Source organism: Ruegeria sp. I1 (assembly GCF_056532675.1).
In genome coordinates, this window is the sequence record NZ_JBQFNM010000005.1 from 198,379 (window position 1) to 215,819 (window position 17,441).

At 57.5% G+C, this 17,441-nt stretch carries 13 protein-coding genes and 1 tRNA gene; 5 read left to right on the forward strand and 9 right to left on the reverse strand.

Annotated elements, in window-relative coordinates; genetic code table 11:
• Positions 1 to 76: 76 nt before the first annotated feature.
• Both typA and ACR0DH_RS11600 read left to right on the forward strand, forming a co-directional pair.
• Positions 77 to 1,894, forward strand: coding sequence for a translational GTPase TypA (gene typA, locus ACR0DH_RS11595; protein ID WP_480549148.1), 1,818 nt, complete (start codon positions 77 to 79; stop codon positions 1,892 to 1,894).
• 462 nt (positions 1,895 to 2,356) lie between these two features.
• A complete protein-coding gene (locus ACR0DH_RS11600; protein WP_480549146.1) occupies positions 2,357 to 2,890 on the forward strand; it encodes a hypothetical protein in 534 nt (177 codons plus the stop codon).
• A 71-nt stretch (positions 2,891 to 2,961) separates the two neighbouring features.
• Here the strand turns inward: ACR0DH_RS11600 and ACR0DH_RS11605 are convergent, their stop codons facing one another.
• The 4 genes from ACR0DH_RS11605 to recA all read right to left on the reverse strand — a co-directional run bounded on the left by ACR0DH_RS11605 (position 2,962) and on the right by recA (position 8,154).
• Complete coding sequence (locus ACR0DH_RS11605) at positions 2,962 to 3,585, reverse strand: transglutaminase-like cysteine peptidase (RefSeq protein ID WP_480827473.1); 624 nt, start codon at positions 3,583 to 3,585, stop codon at positions 2,962 to 2,964.
• A gap of 361 nt (positions 3,586 to 3,946) precedes the next feature.
• Positions 3,947 to 4,234, reverse strand: coding sequence for a DUF1330 domain-containing protein (locus ACR0DH_RS11610; RefSeq protein ID WP_480549144.1), 288 nt, complete (start codon positions 4,232 to 4,234; stop codon positions 3,947 to 3,949).
• A 1-nt stretch (position 4,235) separates the two neighbouring features.
• On the reverse strand, positions 4,236 to 6,908 hold the full coding sequence (gene alaS, locus ACR0DH_RS11615; RefSeq protein ID WP_480549142.1) for an alanine--tRNA ligase: 2,673 nt from the start codon (positions 6,906 to 6,908) through the stop codon (positions 4,236 to 4,238).
• A 178-nt stretch (positions 6,909 to 7,086) separates the two neighbouring features.
• Positions 7,087 to 8,154, reverse strand: coding sequence for a recombinase RecA (gene recA, locus ACR0DH_RS11620; RefSeq protein WP_480549140.1), 1,068 nt, complete (start codon positions 8,152 to 8,154; stop codon positions 7,087 to 7,089).
• 192 nt (positions 8,155 to 8,346) lie between these two features.
• Here recA and ACR0DH_RS11625 point away from each other — a divergent pair, with 192 nt between their 5' ends.
• Positions 8,347 to 8,940 (forward strand): sulfotransferase family 2 domain-containing protein, encoded by a 594-nt coding sequence (locus ACR0DH_RS11625; RefSeq protein WP_480549138.1) that lies wholly within the window; start codon positions 8,347 to 8,349, stop codon positions 8,938 to 8,940.
• Between the two features lie 5 nt (positions 8,941 to 8,945).
• On the opposite strand, the gene ACR0DH_RS11630 is transcribed toward ACR0DH_RS11625, so the two are convergent.
• The 3 genes from ACR0DH_RS11630 to guaB form a co-directional block, all read right to left on the reverse strand.
• Complete coding sequence (locus tag ACR0DH_RS11630; RefSeq protein ID WP_480549136.1) at positions 8,946 to 11,237, reverse strand: ATP-binding response regulator; 2,292 nt, start codon at positions 11,235 to 11,237, stop codon at positions 8,946 to 8,948.
• A 112-nt stretch (positions 11,238 to 11,349) separates the two neighbouring features.
• The gene (locus ACR0DH_RS11635) at positions 11,350 to 12,507 is read right to left on the reverse strand and encodes an RsmB/NOP family class I SAM-dependent RNA methyltransferase (RefSeq protein WP_480549134.1); all 1,158 of its coding nucleotides are present in this window, start codon (positions 12,505 to 12,507) and stop codon (positions 11,350 to 11,352) included.
• A 16-nt stretch (positions 12,508 to 12,523) separates the two neighbouring features.
• A complete protein-coding gene (gene guaB, locus ACR0DH_RS11640; RefSeq protein ID WP_480549132.1) occupies positions 12,524 to 13,972 on the reverse strand; it encodes an IMP dehydrogenase in 1,449 nt (482 codons plus the stop codon).
• Positions 13,973 to 14,188: 216 nt separating this feature from the next.
• Here guaB and ACR0DH_RS11645 point away from each other — a divergent pair, with 216 nt between their 5' ends.
• On the forward strand, positions 14,189 to 16,237 hold the full coding sequence (locus tag ACR0DH_RS11645) for an ASKHA domain-containing protein (RefSeq protein ID WP_480549130.1): 2,049 nt from the start codon (positions 14,189 to 14,191) through the stop codon (positions 16,235 to 16,237).
• A 46-nt stretch (positions 16,238 to 16,283) separates the two neighbouring features.
• Here ACR0DH_RS11645 and ACR0DH_RS11650 read toward each other — a convergent pair.
• Positions 16,284 to 16,357, reverse strand: a tRNA-Gly gene (locus ACR0DH_RS11650).
• Positions 16,358 to 16,420: 63 nt separating this feature from the next.
• Positions 16,421 to 16,792: a VOC family protein gene (locus ACR0DH_RS11655; RefSeq protein ID WP_480541350.1), complete on the reverse strand. Its 372-nt coding sequence runs from the start codon at positions 16,790 to 16,792 to the stop codon at positions 16,421 to 16,423.
• 39 nt (positions 16,793 to 16,831) lie between these two features.
• On the opposite strand from ACR0DH_RS11655, the gene ACR0DH_RS11660 reads away from it, so the two are divergent.
• Positions 16,832 to 17,368: a winged helix-turn-helix transcriptional regulator gene (locus tag ACR0DH_RS11660; RefSeq protein ID WP_480549128.1), complete on the forward strand. Its 537-nt coding sequence runs from the start codon at positions 16,832 to 16,834 to the stop codon at positions 17,366 to 17,368.
• Positions 17,369 to 17,441 lie beyond the last annotated feature (73 nt).

The following is a 17,441-nucleotide window of genomic DNA, read 5'->3' on the forward strand; positions in this document are numbered from 1 at the left end:
AGGCCGGTTAGGGCTGGTATATTTTGCCGCGCCGCGTTATGCGCGCGGCAACTTCCCGTTCAAAGGCTGACCTCTCATGGACCTGCGCAATATCGCAATCATCGCTCACGTAGACCACGGCAAGACAACGCTGGTGGATGAGCTGCTCAAACAATCCGGCGCGTTCCGGGAAAATCAGGCCGTGGCCGAACGCGCCATGGACAGCAATGATCTGGAACGCGAGCGCGGCATCACCATTCTAGCCAAGGCGACCTCGGTCGAATGGAAGGGCACGCGCATCAATATCGTCGACACCCCCGGCCACGCCGATTTCGGGGGCGAGGTCGAGCGGATCCTCAGCATGGTGGACGGTGTCGTCCTGCTGGTCGACGCGGCTGAAGGCCCGATGCCGCAGACCAAGTTCGTCACCTCCAAGGCACTGGCCTTGGGCCTGCGCCCGATTGTGGTGCTGAACAAAGTCGACAAGCCCGACGCCGAACCCGACCGTGCGCTGGATGAGTGTTTCGACCTCTTCGCCAACCTCGGCGCCGATGATGATCAATTGGATTTCCCGTCCATGTATGCCTCGGGCCGGTCCGGCTGGGCCGATATGGAGCTGGACGGGCCGCGCAAGGACCTGACCGCACTGTTTGACCTGATCGTCGATCACGTCCCCGCCCCAAAGCAGGCCGAAAAGAAAGACGAACCTTTCCGTATGCTGGCCACCACGCTAGGCAGCGATCCGTTTATCGGGCGCATCCTGACGGGCCGTGTGGAAAGCGGGACACTTAAAGCGGGCGACAGTCTCAAGGCGCTTAGCCGCGATGGAACACTGATCGAGAATTTCCGCGCCTCCAAGATTCTGGCCTTCCGTGGTCTGGCGCAGCAACCGATTGATGTGGCCGAAGCTGGTGACATCGTCACCATCGCCGGGATGAGCAAAGCCACCGTCGCTGACTCGCTGGTCGCGCCGCAGGTGGAAGAAGCCCTGCCCGCGCAACCCATCGACCCGCCAACCATCACCGTGACCTTCGGCATCAACGACTCGCCTCTGGCCGGTCGTGACGGCAAAAAAGTCCAATCGCGCGTCATCCGTGATCGCCTGATGAAAGAAGCCGAATCGAATGTCGCCATTCGCATCACCGACACCCCGGGAGGCGAAGCCTTCGAGGTAGCAGGACGTGGTGAATTGCAGATGGGTGTTTTGATCGAAAACATGCGTCGCGAAGGATTCGAACTCAGCATCTCTCGCCCGCAGGTTCTGTTCCGCGAAGAAGATGGTCAGCGCCTGGAACCGGTCGAGGAAGTCACGATCGACGTGGATGACGAATATTCCGGGTCGGTCATCGAAAAGATCACCGGCGCCCGTAAGGGTGAGTTGGTCGAGATGCGCCCGGCAGGCGCTGGCAAGACCCGTATCATCGCCCATGTCCCCTCGCGCGGGTTGATCGGCTATCACGGAGAGTTCCTGACCGACACGCGCGGTACAGGTGTTCTGAACCGCGTGTTCCATGACTGGGCCCCGCATAAGGGCCAGATTCCTGGCCGCCGTGCAGGTGTTCTGATCTCGATGGAGAAAGGTCAGGCTGTCGCCTATGCGCTTTGGAACCTCGAGGAACGTGGTCGCATGTTCGTGGGCCCACAGGCCGAGGTTTATCAGGGCATGGTAATCGGCGAGCATTCGCGCGATAACGATCTAGAAGTGAACCCGCTGAAAGGTAAGAAGCTGACCAACGTTCGCGCCAGCGGCTCGGATGATGCAGTGCGCCTGACACCGCATGTTCAATTCTCATTGGAAGAGGCGATCGCCTATATCGATGACGACGAACTGGTCGAGGTTACACCCAGCGTTGTGCGCCTGCGCAAACGATATCTGGACCCGCACGAGCGCAAGCGGATGGCGAAATCTGCCTAAATTGTGGCAAATTCAGGGTTTCAAAATTAGAAACAATGACACGAGTGTGACATTTTTTCATCCATCGCAAAAATGGTGAACTGGGGCCGGTTTGACCTAAGGTCAGGTTTAGCCCCTGTTTTTCATGGCTGATCAACTTTAAGTAAAGTTAAGAATAACTCTTTCACCAAGAGTCCCTCTTGTAAATTCGGCCTAACAAAGGTGTATTCTGGGCCAAAGTGTGACGTCGTTCATACAACGCACGTTTTGATTGGTGCATAAGATCGACGCAGTTGGTAATGAGTTTTGAGGAGTGGCGCTATGCGCATTAAATCCCGTTTGTTTTCCCTTGTTTTTACATCTGCATCTGCGTCTTTTCTTGCAGCAGGCCCAACCTTTTCGGACGGGACCTGCACGATCCGCACTGCAAAGCAATCGGTTTCAACAGAAACCCTTTGCGCTTGTAAGGTCGTGGACGCCCGAATGCTGCGATACATTCAGCGTCGGGCTGATTTCGAAGACATTCTATCCCGCACGCTTCAAACCTGCCCGGCTTTCGCAGCAGTTCTGACTGACTTCCCCACAGCGTCGATTACAAATCCTCAGCGTACGGGTGACGGCCCCGCTGATGAGAGCGGTGGCGGATCTGGAGGTGGTTCCAGCTCTGGTGGCGGCTCAAGCTCTGGTGGCGGCTCAAGCTCGGGCGGTGGCTCGGGTGATGGTGGCGGCACCGGCGGTGGTTCCAGCTCGGGCGGTGGCTCGGGTGACGGCGGTGGCTCGGGTGACGGCGGTGGCACCGGCGGCGGTTCCAGCTCGGGTGGTGGCTCGGGTGACGGCGGCGGTACCGGTGGTGGTTCCAGCTCGGGTGGTGGCTCGGGTGACGGCGGCGGTACCGGTGGTGGTTCCAGCTCGGGTGATGGCGGCGGCACCGGCGACGGTGGTGGCTCAGGTGGCGGCACTGGTGACGTGGGCGCCACCGGCACAACAGACGACCCTGCCCCGAACAACAACGTTTGATACAGCTTCAAAAAAGCACCAGCTGCGTAACTCGCGGCTGGTGTTCTCTATTTCACAACAAACAAAAGCGTTTAGCTACTTCCGAATACACCTACCCAACGACGGGGTTGCTTGGGATCCTGCATGCGAAGGAACAGATACCGTGTCGATGCCCAGGGCTTGATGCTGTTTGTCAGGTTATCCAACACTAGATCGCCGCTGTCAGAACGATAGACCAACACCGCATGAGCGTTGCGACGTGTATCCAACACAGTTGCAATCAGCAGCCTTCTGGGGTCAATGCCTGCCGCGATCAGGTCACGCTTTTTCAATAGAGCAAAGTCTTCGCAGTCACCGCCCCGAGACGTTGGAAGTGCCCAACGTTCACGGGTTTTGTATTGCGATTGATCCGTCACTTCGCGAATGGTCGCGTTAACATGACGGTTTACACGCTGGACGATCTGCATTTCCTGCTGGCTGGTCAACCTACCAGACCGCTTGGTGGCACAAGCCCAGTCATACTGACGGCACAGCTGTCGCGCTCCGGAAGGCGGAGGAGAGGCTGAAACGATTGTGATAAACGCACCCTCGGAGGCCTGCACTGCTGGCGCAGCCCCCAAAGTGCCAAGCAAGAGAGCGGCTGCACATACAAGGTGCCTCGACCCTAACGTCGCGCGCGCCAAGACAGGCATGAGTTTCGTGCCGATCGATTTCATTCCTGATCCCCAATCCGTGTTCAACCATGCGATTGCAGTCAAACCGGACACTGCCCTGTTTTCAGAAAATATCCGTAAACATGGCCCGCGATGCAATCTAGGATGAACTTGACGGGGAAAAAGGGCGGAAATTCGTCACTTACCATGACAAAGTTGGGCAAGAATTGGGGTCAGATTGCCACAATTATAACGGGAATTCTGAGTTTCAACCTTAGGTTATCGAGATAACTCGATGTAATTAAACATATTTAGTCAAGAAGTGATAGTCGGCACGAAGAGTCTCAGATTCATCCTTCGCGCCTTGGCCGATTTTCGCTTATAAACCGCGTGCTTGCGCTACAAAGATCGCGCAAGATGATTCTCACTCTGTGATTTCGACGACAACCAGCTCGCGCTCACTTGCGCCGCGCGCATGATTCAAGGCTGCCTGGTAGTCGTCTGAGTTATAACACTCAACCGCCGCTTCGACCGAAGGAAAGCGCGCAACCACATTTCGGGGGCGCTCTTTTCCTTCCAGTTGAACATAGCGGGCCGCACGCGCGATGAACTCACCGCCATGTTTTGCAATCGCAGGCCCTGCCAGTTCTGCATATTTCCCATAGGCGCCGGCGTCAGTCACAGTCACATGTGCAATCCAAAGTGCAGCCATCTTATCCTCCCAATACCTGCTCGGCGGCCTTGATCGCAGCGTCTGAGCTCGTGGTATCCTTACCACCGCCTTGCGCCATATCCGGGCGTCCGCCACCACCCTTGCCACCCAATTCGACAACGGCTGCTTTGACCAGGTCCACCGCAGAAACTTTATCGGTCAGATCAGCGGTAACACCGGCCGCCACAGCTGCCTTACCGCCTGTATCCGCAATCAGCAGAACTGCGCCCGAACCAAGACGCGCTTTGTGTTCGTCGATCAAAGCCGGCAGGTCCTTGCCCGAGACGCCGCTGAGAACCTGCGCCAGAAAGCTGACCCCGTTTACATCACGGGCCTCGGCCCCACTTCCCTGCCCCGCGCCACCAGCCATTGCCAGATCGCGGCGCAGCTGCGCAACTTCGTTTTGCAAGGCTTTCCGCTCATCCAGCAAGGATTTCACGCGCGCGACGACATCATCCGACTGCGCCTTTAACTCCAGCGCAACTTGCGAAAGCCGCTGATCCTGCCCAGACAGATAGCGGAACGCCTCATCCCCGGTCAGCGCCTCGATCCGGCGGACACCGGCACTGCTGGCGCTGTCACCCAACACCACAAAGGTTCCGATATCGCCGGTCTGGCGCACATGGGTGCCACCGCAAAGTTCAATCGACCACGTCTCACCATCCTGGCCCTTGCCAGTTGGCGCTTTGCCCATCGACACAACGCGCACTTCGTCGCCGTATTTCTCGCCAAACAGGGCCTGAGCGCCCAATCCGCGCGCGTCATCCGGTGTCATGATCCGGGTCTCAACGGTTGAGTTCTGGCGGATGAAGTCGTTCACCTCGCGCTCAACCTTTTGAATTTCCTCAGACGTCAACGCCTTTGAGTGGCTGAAATCGAACCGCAAGCGATCCGCTGCATTCAAGGACCCACGCTGCGCCACATGATCACCCAGCGTTTCGCGTAAGGCTTCATGCAGCAGGTGCGTCGCTGAGTGATTGGCCCTGATCGAGGACCGGCGAGCGTGATCAACTTCAAGCTCGACCGCATCGCCCTTGGACAGCACGCCGCGCTCTACGGTCACCTTGTGAGCATAGACTTTACCATCCGCGAACTTCTTAGTGTCTTCCACGCGCGAGACATCTTCGCGTTCTTCCAAACGTCTAATCTCACCCGTATCACCGACTTGGCCGCCGGCCTCACCGTAGAACGGAGTCTGGTTCACTACGACCCAGCCGGTACCACCCTGGTCGATTTTGTCGACCAAAGCACCATCAACGATCAACGCCGCGATCTGCCCTTCGGTCTTTTCCGTGTCATAGCCCAGGAAATCGGTCGCGCCAGCGGTATCGAGCACATCGAACCACACCGCCTGATCCGCTGCCTCACCTGAACCGACCCAGGCTGCGCGCGCTTTGGCCTTTTGTTCGGCCATGGCTGCATCGAAGCCATCGGTATCCACGGTCCGACCCTTTTCACGCAGCGCGTCCTGTGTCAGATCCAATGGGAAACCATAGGTGTCATACAGCTTGAACGCGGCGTCGCCAGGTAAGGCCGCGCCTTCGGGCAAGCCTGCCACTTCTTCATCCAGAAGTTTCAGACCACGATCCAGCGTTTGCTTGAAGCGTGTTTCTTCCAACAACAGGGTTTCTTCGATCAGTGGCTGTGCCTGTCCCAACTCGGAATATTGCGCGCCCATCAACTGTACCAGTGTTGGCACCAAACGGTGCATAACCGGATCTTTCGCACCCAGCAGGTGCGCGTGGCGCATGGCTCGGCGCATGATCCGGCGCAGCACATAACCGCGCCCGTCGTTGGATGGCATTACCCCGTCGGCGATCAGGAATGAGGTCGAACGCAGGTGATCCGCGATCACCCTATGATGCACATTCTGGTCGCCATACGGATCAACGCCAGTTGCATCTGCCGACGCTTCGATCAGGGTCTTAAACAGGTCAGTGTCATAGTTGTCATGGCTGCCTTGCAGCAACGCGCCGATCCGTTCCAGGCCCATGCCTGTATCAATCGACTGCATGTCAAGTTCGACCATCGAGCCGTCTTCGAACTGCTCGTTCTGCATGAAAACGATGTTCCAAATCTCAATGAACCGGTCGCCATCTTCCTCGGCAGATCCCGGAGGGCCGCCCCAAATATGATCGCCGTGATCATAGAAAATCTCGGTGCACGGGCCGCAAGGGCCGGTCGGGCCCATCTGCCAGAAATTGTCATTGGTAGCGATGCGGATGATCCGGTCTTCGGGCACGCCGACCTTTTTCCAGATCTCAAACGCCTCATCATCCGTATGGTAAACCGTTGTCAGCAAACGGTTCTTGTCGATGCCGAATTCCTTGGTAATCAACTCCCAGGCAAAAGGGATAGCCTCAGGCTTGAAATAGTTACCGAATGAGAAGTTTCCCAGCATCTCAAAGAACGTGTGATGCCGTGCGGTGTAACCCACATTATCCAGATCGTTATGCTTGCCCCCGGCGCGAACGCATTTCTGCGCCGTTGTGGCGCGTTGATAATCACGAGTTTCAACGCCGGTGAACAGGTTCTTGAACTGCACCATGCCTGAATTCACGAACATCAGCGTCGGGTCGTTGCGCGGCACCAAGGGGCTGGACGCCACCACTTCGTGCCCTTGCTTGGCGAAGTAGTTCAGAAAGGTCGATCGAATATCGTTCAGCGTGGGCATTTGGGCTCTCTCAGCGCGCAATCAGAATGGTTTGCGCAGGTTTACCGCCGCACCTAAGGAGTGTCCACAGCATAGGCTGCCCGAAAACGAAACAAGGCGGCACTATGGGCCGCCCTGTTCCTAATATTCTCAGCGCCTTCGGGATGCAGGGGTATTTCTGCAGCCCTCCAAGCGATTACTAAGCCTCGAGGATATCGTCATCCTCGGCGGCACCTGGTGCCATGTCGAAATCCAGCCCATGTGCTGCGCGAATCTTATCTTCAATCTGCAGCGCAATCTGGCCGTTATCTCGCAAATATTGCTTGGCGTTTTCACGCCCCTGCCCGATCCGTTCATCGCCATAGCTGAACCAGGATCCCGATTTCTCGACCACACCGGCCTTCACACCCAGATCGAGCAATTCACCCATCTTGCTGATGCCTTCGCCATACATTATGTCGAATTCCACCTGTTTGAACGGCGGTGCCACCTTGTTCTTCACAACCTTCACGCGGGTCTGGTTACCCACCACCTCATCACGATCCTTGATTGCGCCGATACGGCGGATGTCCAGCCGGACCGAGCTGTAGAATTTCAGCGCATTACCACCGGTCGTGGTTTCCGGGCTGCCGAACATAACACCGATCTTCATCCTGATCTGGTTGATGAAGATGACCATACAGTTCGAACGGCTGATCGAGCCGGTTAGTTTGCGCATCGCCTGGCTCATCAATCGAGCCTGAACGCCGACATTGCTGTCACCCATGTCGCCCTCAAGTTCGGATTTCGGCGTTAGCGCCGCCACCGAGTCGACCACGACCATGTTCACCGCACCCGACCGCACTAGCGTGTCGGTGATCTCAAGCGCTTGTTCGCCGGTATCAGGTTGCGAGATCAGCAATTCATCCAGATCAACACCAAGCTTGCGCGCATATTGCGGGTCCAGCGCGTGTTCGGCGTCGACAAAGGCGCAAACCCCGCCGCGTTTTTGCTGTTCTGCAATGCAATGCAGCGTCAGCGTGGTTTTACCGGAGCTTTCTGGCCCGTAAATCTCGACAATCCGGCCCATGGGCAGGCCGCCAATTCCCAGCGCAATATCCAGACCCAGCGACCCGGTCGAGCTGGCCTCGATATCCTGTTTGCTGTCTTCACCCAGCTTCATGATCGAGCCTTTGCCGAACTGACGTTCGATCTGGGCCAGCGCGCTGTCGAGCGCCTTTTGCTTATCTGCGTTTTTCTTGTCGCTCATCGTCAGAAGATCCGCCATTGTCCTGTCGCTTTCCCTTTTGTCACACCCTTTGCCGGGCGGCAATCGCTGCTTTGTTCGCCTCTTGTTCCTTATGGGACCAAAAAGAGAACATTTCAACTAAAACTTACAGAACTCACTCTTCGGCAATTGTGTTAAAGAGTGGTTTACGACAATCTGCAATCGTAACGGCTCAAGTCTCGGGATTGATAGATGCTTGTTTTCTATAAAGAACGCCTTGCGTTTTTATCTGTACCCAAGACAGGTAGCACCGCCTATCACACAGCACTCGGATCGCGCGCGGATCTGGTGATAACGGGCCCGCCCGAGTTGAAACACGCCCCGGTGCGCCGGTTTGATCGTTTTTTTCAGAACATGTACCGAAAAATGTATGACACCGAAATGGAGATCATAGCCGTTGTGCGCGAACCCATCGACTGGCTGGGCAGCTGGTATCGCTTTCGCAGCCGCGATGACCGTATCGGACATCCGCATTCAACCCGTGATATAAGCTTCGATGAGTTTGTCCGCGCCTATATGCAGAACCCGCGCCCGGAATTTGCGGATGTGGGCAGCCAGAACCAGTTCTTTCGCACCCGCAACAACGGCGTCGGCGCCAGCCACGTTTTTAAATATGAACATCAGGACAAAATCCTGAACTTCCTGCAAGATCGGCTGCAGATGGACATCACGCTGCCGCTCGAAAACGTCTCTCCGATCCGGAACATGACTCTGTCGCCTGAGACCGAGACCACGTTTCGCAAGAAACACGCCGAAGAATTTGCGACCCATGACGCAGCGCTTTAGCCGCGTCAGTTGAGCTTTTCGAACACGGCTTCGGTCAGTTGGGTCAATGAGAACGGCTTAGGCAGGAAGGTCGAGTTGGCGATCTGCGGTCCGGAATCGCCAAACGCGCCTTCGGTGTATCCAGACACAAAGACAACGCGCGCATCGGGCCGGGATTCCAGGGCTTTGCTAACCCAGGTCGGGCCATCCATGCCCGGCATCACCACATCGGTTACAAAAACATCTACGACCAATTCAGGGTCGTCCAATATGTTCAGGGCATCCTCTGCAGACTCGGCCTCCAACACGGTATAGCCCTTCAGGCGCAAAGCGCGGGTTGCAAAGGCGCGGACCGGAGCCTCGTCTTCGACCAGCAAAACGACCCCTTCACCTGGACGGGCGGTCTGCGGGCTATGCGATACATCTTCGATCACTTCTGGTTCAGAGGCGGTTTTGCAAACCGGCAGCAAAAGGGTGAAGTTCGTCCCGTGCCCAACAACGCTGTCGACAAAGATAAATCCACCTGTCTGTTTCACGATACCGTAGACGGTAGACAGGCCCAAACCAGTCCCCTCCCCGGTGCGTTTGGTTGTGTAAAACGGCTCGAACACTTTTTGTAGCTTGTCGGCCGGTATTCCGTTACCGCCATCCTTGACCTTGACGGTGACATATTCGCCCGGCTCGACCGTGGCTCTGTCCCGCATCAACGGGTTCGTCAGGGTTAGAACCTCAGTCTCAATCCGAATTTCACCGCCTTCGGGCATGGCATCGCGGGCGTTGACCACCAGGTTCATCAGCACCTGTTCAAGCTGGCGCTTATCGGCACGAACGGGTTTGAGTACCGGATCATGGCTGAGGGTCAGATGCACCTTTTCCCCGACAAGGCGATTCAGAAGGTGGATCAGGTCCGAGATCGTATCCCGCATATCCAGCACCTCGGGGCGCAAGGTCTGTTTGCGCGAAAAGGCCAACAGCTGGCTGACCAGCGCCGCCGCGCGGTTGGCGTTCTGGTTGATCTGAACCAGATCGGCATAATCGGGATCATTCTGATCGTGCCGCAGCAACAGCAGGTCGCAATGGCCTGAGATGGCGGTCAGCAAATTATTGAAATCATGCGCAACACCGCCCGCCAACTGCCCGACAGCCTGCATCTTTTGCCCCTGCACAAATTGCGCCTCAAGCGTTTTTAACTCGGTCGCATCGTTCAGAACCGCGATCAAACATACCTGACCATCTTTGTGAACACGGCTGAGTGTAACTTGTATGAATACCTCTTTGTCATCATGGCTAAGACGCAGAAACTCGGACCGATGCGCTTCCTCTTCCGCTGCTGTCTGTTCCAGCCAGTCAAGTACGGGGTGGTTCAGGCCCTGCATGATGGTGCTGATGTTAGTGTCGGTAAGTTCGCCGCCACCCAACAGCTTCAACGCCAGCCGGTTGGCTTGCAGGATCGTCCCGTCAGGGGACAGGCACAAAAGCGGCACGGGAAGATCGTTGAAATGCGTCCCGATCCCCTGTTTAGGAGGGGCGGCCAACGGAACCAGCGCCAGATTGCGCCCTGTGCTCGAGTTGGACAACTCGGACACGACCGCGGTTTGATCCCCGGCTTTGGTACAGAGCCGCATGATACCGATTTGTTCATTGCCAACTTCGGGCAGTACCTGATCCATGGTTTCTGGCAGAAAACCCAATAGACGTTCAGCGGCGCGGTTCAGTCGCAATACATCACCGTTTCGCCCTTCGGTCAGAACCGGCAGAGACACTGAGTCCCAGGGTCCGCTCTCTTCAAATCGAAAACGCCAACACAACAGCCCGTCACATAGCCGGAAGACCGATACCGGGATTGTTGTATCAAGCGTCACCACATGTTCGTGCGCCCGGCCCTGTGATTGCGCCCGCGATTGCAGGCGCAGTAAGATCGCCGCCGGGTTGGCAAAGACGGGGCGCAGACAATGGGTCAGTGCCTCACCTGGCATCGCGCGGAGCCTTTGATAGGAAGCCGCATTGGCAATCAGGATTTCGCCCTCGGCATTGGCAATCAAACAGGGGTACGTATCCTGCTGCGCAAAGGCTGCCATCACGGCGGTCGATCTCTGTACAGATCGGTTGCTCAGCGCCACCCTGAGAACAGCAATCAGCGCAATCACTGCCAGCGATCCACCTGAAACCCAAAGCCCCATGGCCCAATCCGGGGATACAAGTTTCGTGCTGGGTGCCAAAACAAGTGCGAGCGCCAGCAGGGCCAGTGCAGCAATACGTTGTATAGAAGGGACCGTATCAGAACGCGGTTGATAGGGTAAATCGGCAATGTCGGACATCAATGGCTCGGTCAAAAAGGGCGTTGGGGCATCAGGAACTTAAATTGGTTAAAACCCGCTTAACGAATCCAGTCGCACGAGCCTCTACCTGAAGTTGCTAGATCCCGCCCTACTACCGCGTCAAGTGTGCCGTAAAGAAACCATCCACACCGTGTGTTACCCGCCACGATTGGCGTAAAGACTGCTGCCAGTTGGGGTTGGTCTCTAAAAACGCCTCGACAATGTCGCCGTTCTCACAGTCAAGCATCGAGCATGTGGCATAGGCCAGAACACCATCGCGCTGCACAAACCCCTGAATGTCATTCAATATTTGGGCTTGAATATCCGTCAATTCGTGTAAACGCGTCCCGGTCAAGGCCCATTTCCCCGCCGGAGCACGCCGCCAGGACCCGCTGCCAGAACACGGGGCATCGGCAAGCACAATGTCAAACGGCCCATAGTCTGCAAGATCACCGGAGTTGAGCAAGTTGATATCAGCCCCCGCCCGCTCAGCTCGATTGGGCAAATCCCGCATTCGGCCTGCATTCACGTCATGAGCAAACACGGTGACATCTCTGTGCGCAGCAAAAGTCAGCGACTTACCCCCGCCGCCTGCGCAATAGTCCAGAACACGCATACCCGGCTGCACGTCCAGCGCCGCCACAACGGCTTGGCTCGCAGCGTCCTGCAATTCAACCAGCCCGTTCGTATAGGCACGGCTTTGTCCGATCTTGCGCGCACCGTCCGTGACCTCGAGCGCCGTTTCACAAATTGGATGCGGGACTGCGGTGATACCGTCCGCCGCCAAGGCCTCGGTCGCCAACGCAAGATCGGCTTTCAGAAGGTTCACTCGCAGATGCACACGCGCACGGCTCTGCAAAGCTTCTGCAGCGGCTTCCGCATCCGCCCCCAACGAGGCAGAAAACTGCGGCCACAGCCATTCAGGGATGTCCAATCTTTCCGCATCGCTTTCAAAAGCACGCGCGGTTTCGGAGGCACTTACAGGCGGCGGAGCATGCCTGTCGCCCGTAAACACGGAGCTTACATCACCACCCTGCGCCCGCACGGCCCCGATCATTAGGCCGCGCCCGGTACATGCACCGCCAAGCGCGGCAAAAGATCGTTTGCGACGTAACGCGTCAAACACATGATCCCGCACCGCTGCACGATCCTTGGACCCGGCAAACCGGCTGCGGCGCGCCCAGCCGGTCAGGGCTTTTTCAACGGGTGCTCTGCCCAGTATCTCATCCAGAATCTCGATCGAAGCCTGGACGCGCGCCGCAGGTGTCATGTCTTAACCTGCAACCTTACATCACCCGATAGTTCGGGCTTTCGCGGGTGATCTGCACGTCATGCACATGGCTTTCTTTCAGACCTGCCCCGGTGATTTTCACAAAGTTGCAGTTCTTGCGCATCTCTTCAACGGTTGCACAGCCGGTATAGCCCATCGCTGCGCGCAGGCCGCCCACCAACTGGTGCACAACAGCCCCGGCTGACCCTTTGTAGGGCACCTGCCCCTCAATCCCTTCAGGCACCAGCTTGTCATTGGCGGCATCCTTCTGGAAATAGCGATCCGCCGAGCCACGCGCCATGGCTCCCAAGCTGCCCATGCCGCGATAGGATTTAAAAGAACGGCCCTGATACAAGATCACCTCACCTGGACTTTCATCGGTACCTGCGATCATCGAACCGACCATGGCGCACGACGCACCCGCCGCAATCGCCTTGGCGAAATCGCCCGAGAACTTGATGCCACCATCGGCGATCACCGGAACATCACCAGCCGCTGTCGCGCAATCCATGATCGCCGTCAGCTGAGGCACGCCAACGCCGGCCACCATACGCGTGGTACAGATCGAACCCGGCCCGATACCCACTTTGATGGCATCTGCGCCGGCATCAATCAGCGCTTTGGTCGCATCGGACGTGGCAACGTTCCCTGCGATGATCTGAACCTCGTTCGACAGGGTCTTGGCGCGTTTCACCGCATCCAGAACACCTTGTGAATGGCCATGCGCGGTATCCACGACGATGATGTCGACACCTGAATCGACCAGCAGTTCCGAGCGTTCAAAACCGGCATCGCCAACCGAGGTTGCAGCCGCCACACGCAGACGGCCAAGGCTGTCTTTGCAAGCGGTCGGGTTCAGCACAGCCTGTTCGGTATCTTTCAATGTCAACAAGCCCGTCAGCTTGCCCTCACCATCAACCACCAGCAGTTTCTCGATCCGACGAGCCCTCATCAGGCTTTTGGCCTCTTCCAGATCGGCAGGCTCTTGTAGCATCGCCAGGTTGTCCGCGGTCATCATCGCGTGGATCGGCGTGTCATCCGAGGTCGCAAAGCGCATGTCCCGATTGGTCACGATGCCGACGACGCGCCCCTGATCATCCACCACAGGGAACCCGGTGAAATTGTAGCGCTGCACCAGCGCCTGCGCATCGGCCAGTGTCTGGTTGGCGCGCAGCGTGACCGGGTTGTAGACGATCCCAGATTCGAAGCGTTTGACCCGGCGCACCTCGCGGGCCTGTTCTTCGATCGAAAGGTTCTTGTGGATCACCCCGATGCCCCCCGCCTGGGCCATGGCAATGGCCATGCGCGCTTCTGTCACGGTGTCCATGGCCGAGCTGAGCAGCGGGATGTTCATGGTAATCTGACGTGTCACACGTGTCGTGGTATCTGCCGTGGCCGGTAGCACCGTTGATGCCCCTGGCACCAAAAGAACATCATCAAAGGTAAGCGCCTCACGAATCTGCATCTGATCACCCCATGCAAAAGCCCGTTTGGCGGTGACCCTATTGCATGGATCATCCCCAAGGAAAAGCCCCTGAACCCAAGTTGTTGTTAAAAGCAACAGAACACCGCGCCTTAAAACGACGCTTGTTGGTGAAAACCTGCCGCTGAATGGCCTTTCCCTTTGCGTATAAACTCATATCTTGCGCGGGACACGCGCAAATTCAAAGGCAGGCCATTCATGACCACCGACCCTCTTGTCGTCTTCACCCCATCCGGCAAACGCGGGCATTTCCCGGTTGGCACGCCAATTCTGACTGCAGCGCGGCAGTTGGGTGTTGATCTGGATTCGGTCTGCGGCGGGCGCGGCATCTGTTCGAAATGCCAGATCACGCCCAGCTATGGTGAGTTTCCTAAACACGGCGTAACCGTGAACGATGGCGCGCTGAGTGAATGGAATGCGGTCGAGCAGCGTTATGACGACAAGCGGGGGCTAAAACCAGGTCGCCGTCTGGGCTGTCAGGCCACCGTGCAGGGCGATGTCGTGATCGACGTGCCCCCCGAAAGCCAGGTACACCGACAGGTCGTGCGAAAGGCCGCTACTGCGCGCGCCATCACCATGGACCCGGCCACGCGTCTTTACTTCGTCGTGGTTGAAGAGCCTGACATGCATTCACCGACCGGTGATCTGGAGCGGCTGGAACGCGCCCTGCGCGACCAATGGAAGATCGACGCCATCACCGCTGATCTGTCGCTTATGTCCAAGTTGCAACCCGTTCTGCGCAAAGGCAAATGGGAGGTCACGGTCGCCATCCACAAAGGCCACAAGGACTCTGTCGCGCGGGTTGTTGAAATTTGGCCCGGCCTGCACGAAGGCGGGCTCTATGGTTTGGCCATCGACCTTGGCTCAACCACCATCGCCGCGCACCTGACCGATCTGGATACCGGCGAGGTCAAAGCCTCTTCCGGCCTGATGAACCCCCAGATCCGCTTCGGTGAAGACCTGATGAGCCGCGTCTCCTATGCCATGATGAACCCCGGGGGCGATCAGGAAATGACCAAAGCGGTGCGCGAGGCGATCAACGATCTAACCACCTCAATCGCTGAAGAGGCTGGGATTGACGCCGCCTTGATCGTAGAGACAGTCTTTGTCTGTAACCCGGTCATGCATCACCTGCTGCTGGGTCTGGACCCGGTCGAATTGGGGCAAGCTCCGTTTGCGCTAGCCACATCCGAGTCGATCTCCCTGCCCGCGCGCGAGATGGACCTGACCAATATGAACCCGCGTGCGCAGGTCTATATCCTGCCTTGTATTGCAGGCCATGTCGGTGCGGACTGCGCCGCCGTCGCCTTATCAGAAGAACCCGGCAAATCCGAAGATCTCGTGCTGATCGTCGACGTGGGCACCAATGCGGAAATCCTGCTGGGCAATACCAGCCGCGTTCTGGCCTGTTCCTCGCCCACCGGACCGGCCTTTGAAGGCGCACAGATCAGTTCGGGCCAGCGTGCCGCCCCTGGCGCCATCGAACGGATTGAAATCGACCCGGTTACCAAAGAGCCCCGCTTCCGTGTCATCGGGTCCGAGAAATGGTCGGATGAGGATGGGTTTGACGTCGATATCGCCACCACCGGCATCACCGGCATCTGCGGCTCGGGCATCATCGAAGCGGTCGCCGAAATGCGTATCGCGGGCCTGCTGGATGAAAGTGGCCTGATCGGCTCAGCCGAGCAGACCGGCACATCGCGCAGCGTGCCCGAGGGTCGCACCCATTCCTACCTGATCCACGATGCCAGCGCCGATGGCGGCCCGCGGATCACCGTCACCCAAGGCGACATCCGCGCCATTCAACTGGCCAAATCCGCGCTCTATGCAGGCGCGCGGTTGTTGATGGATGAGATGGAGGTCGACCGGGTGGATCGCGTTGTCCTCGCAGGTGCGTTTGGCGCACATATCTCGACCAAGCACGCGATGGTTCTGGGCATGATCCCGGATGCCCCGCTGGACAAGGTGTCCAGCGCCGGGAACGCCGCAGGTACTGGTGCCCGGATAGCGCTGTGCAACATCGGTGCACGGGCCGAAATCGAGCGCGTAGTTCGCGAAATCACCAAGGTCGAAACCGCCATCGAGCCGAAATTCCAGGATCACTTCGTCGCAGCCAACGCGATCCCGCACAAGACGGACCCGTTCCCCGAACTGGCCCGAGTCGTCACCCTGCCCGCGCCCTCGTTCAATACAGGCGGTGGCGAGTCCGACGCTGGCGGAGGTCGGCGCCGTCGCCGCAGGGGATAACTGGATCAGCGCAGGACCTGGTTTTCCGGATCTAAACACGGAAATCTGGAGCGGGTAGCGGGAATCGAACCCGCGCGTTCAGCTTGGGAAGCTGACAGGCTACCATTACATCATACCCGCCGCGCAGATGTGGATAGCACCCCCTTTGACCGGGGTTCAAGAGGGATCATGCGGGGCCAAAATCTACTTGGTCAGGTCCTGCGCCAGCATCAGCGCATTGTTGTCTGGATCGAAAAAGGTTGCCGTGCTGACCATGCCCTCGACGGTCTCGGTTTCGCCATCAAACCGTACGCCAGCGGATTCCAGCGCCTTGCGGGCTTCTGATATATTGGCCACGCCGAATACGGGCACGCAGTTGCCGGGATTGGGCTCTGCCTGCTCGCCCAGACCCAGAGTCACGCCCTTGGTGTTGGTCTGCACCTCGCTCCAGCCTGCTTCGTCCATATGGTATACAAGCGAGAAACCCAAGTTTTCCTGATACCACGTCGCGCTTGCGTGGCGGTCGCGTACGGACAGGGCAAGTGTGATCGTATCATCAAGAGAAACGCGTGCCATGTGCTTTACCTTTTTTCATAATACTAGTAACTATACTTTATGGACATTCCGACACTTGTCAACCTGACATCACGGGCCTGGTCACTCAGCATTCTGGCGCTGTTGGATGCGGGTACGCCGGGACGTCAGGCCCCCTTGCTGGCAGCGACCAACGCAAGCCGGACCTCCTTTCGTGCCAGCCTTGATCACCTGATTGCGCTGCGTCTTCTCGAAAGAAATCCGGGCCACGGCCATCCTTTGCGGCCCGAGTTTCGGCTGACACTAAAGGGTGTTGAGGCCGCGCAGATGGCCAGCAAGATTATTAAGGCCGTACCTGATGAAAGTGAATTTGCCCTGCTACGTAAAAGCTGGTCAGTCCCAGTTTTAGCGTTGACCAACTCGCCTCAGCGATTTTCAACCATGAAAACGGCACTGACTACAATCACGGACAGGGCGCTATCCGAGTCCCTGTACAGGCTGGAAGATCATCAATTGATTCAACGAGATATCAACCTTTCTGAACGCACACCCTACCCGACCTATTGCGCGATCAACACCGGTTTAGCGGTGAACAACGCCATCGGTTTGCACATCTGAGATCATACGCTGATCAGAGCTTCTCCTGCATGGAAAATAGAAAGGCCGGGCAAGTGCCCGGCCTGTGATCAAG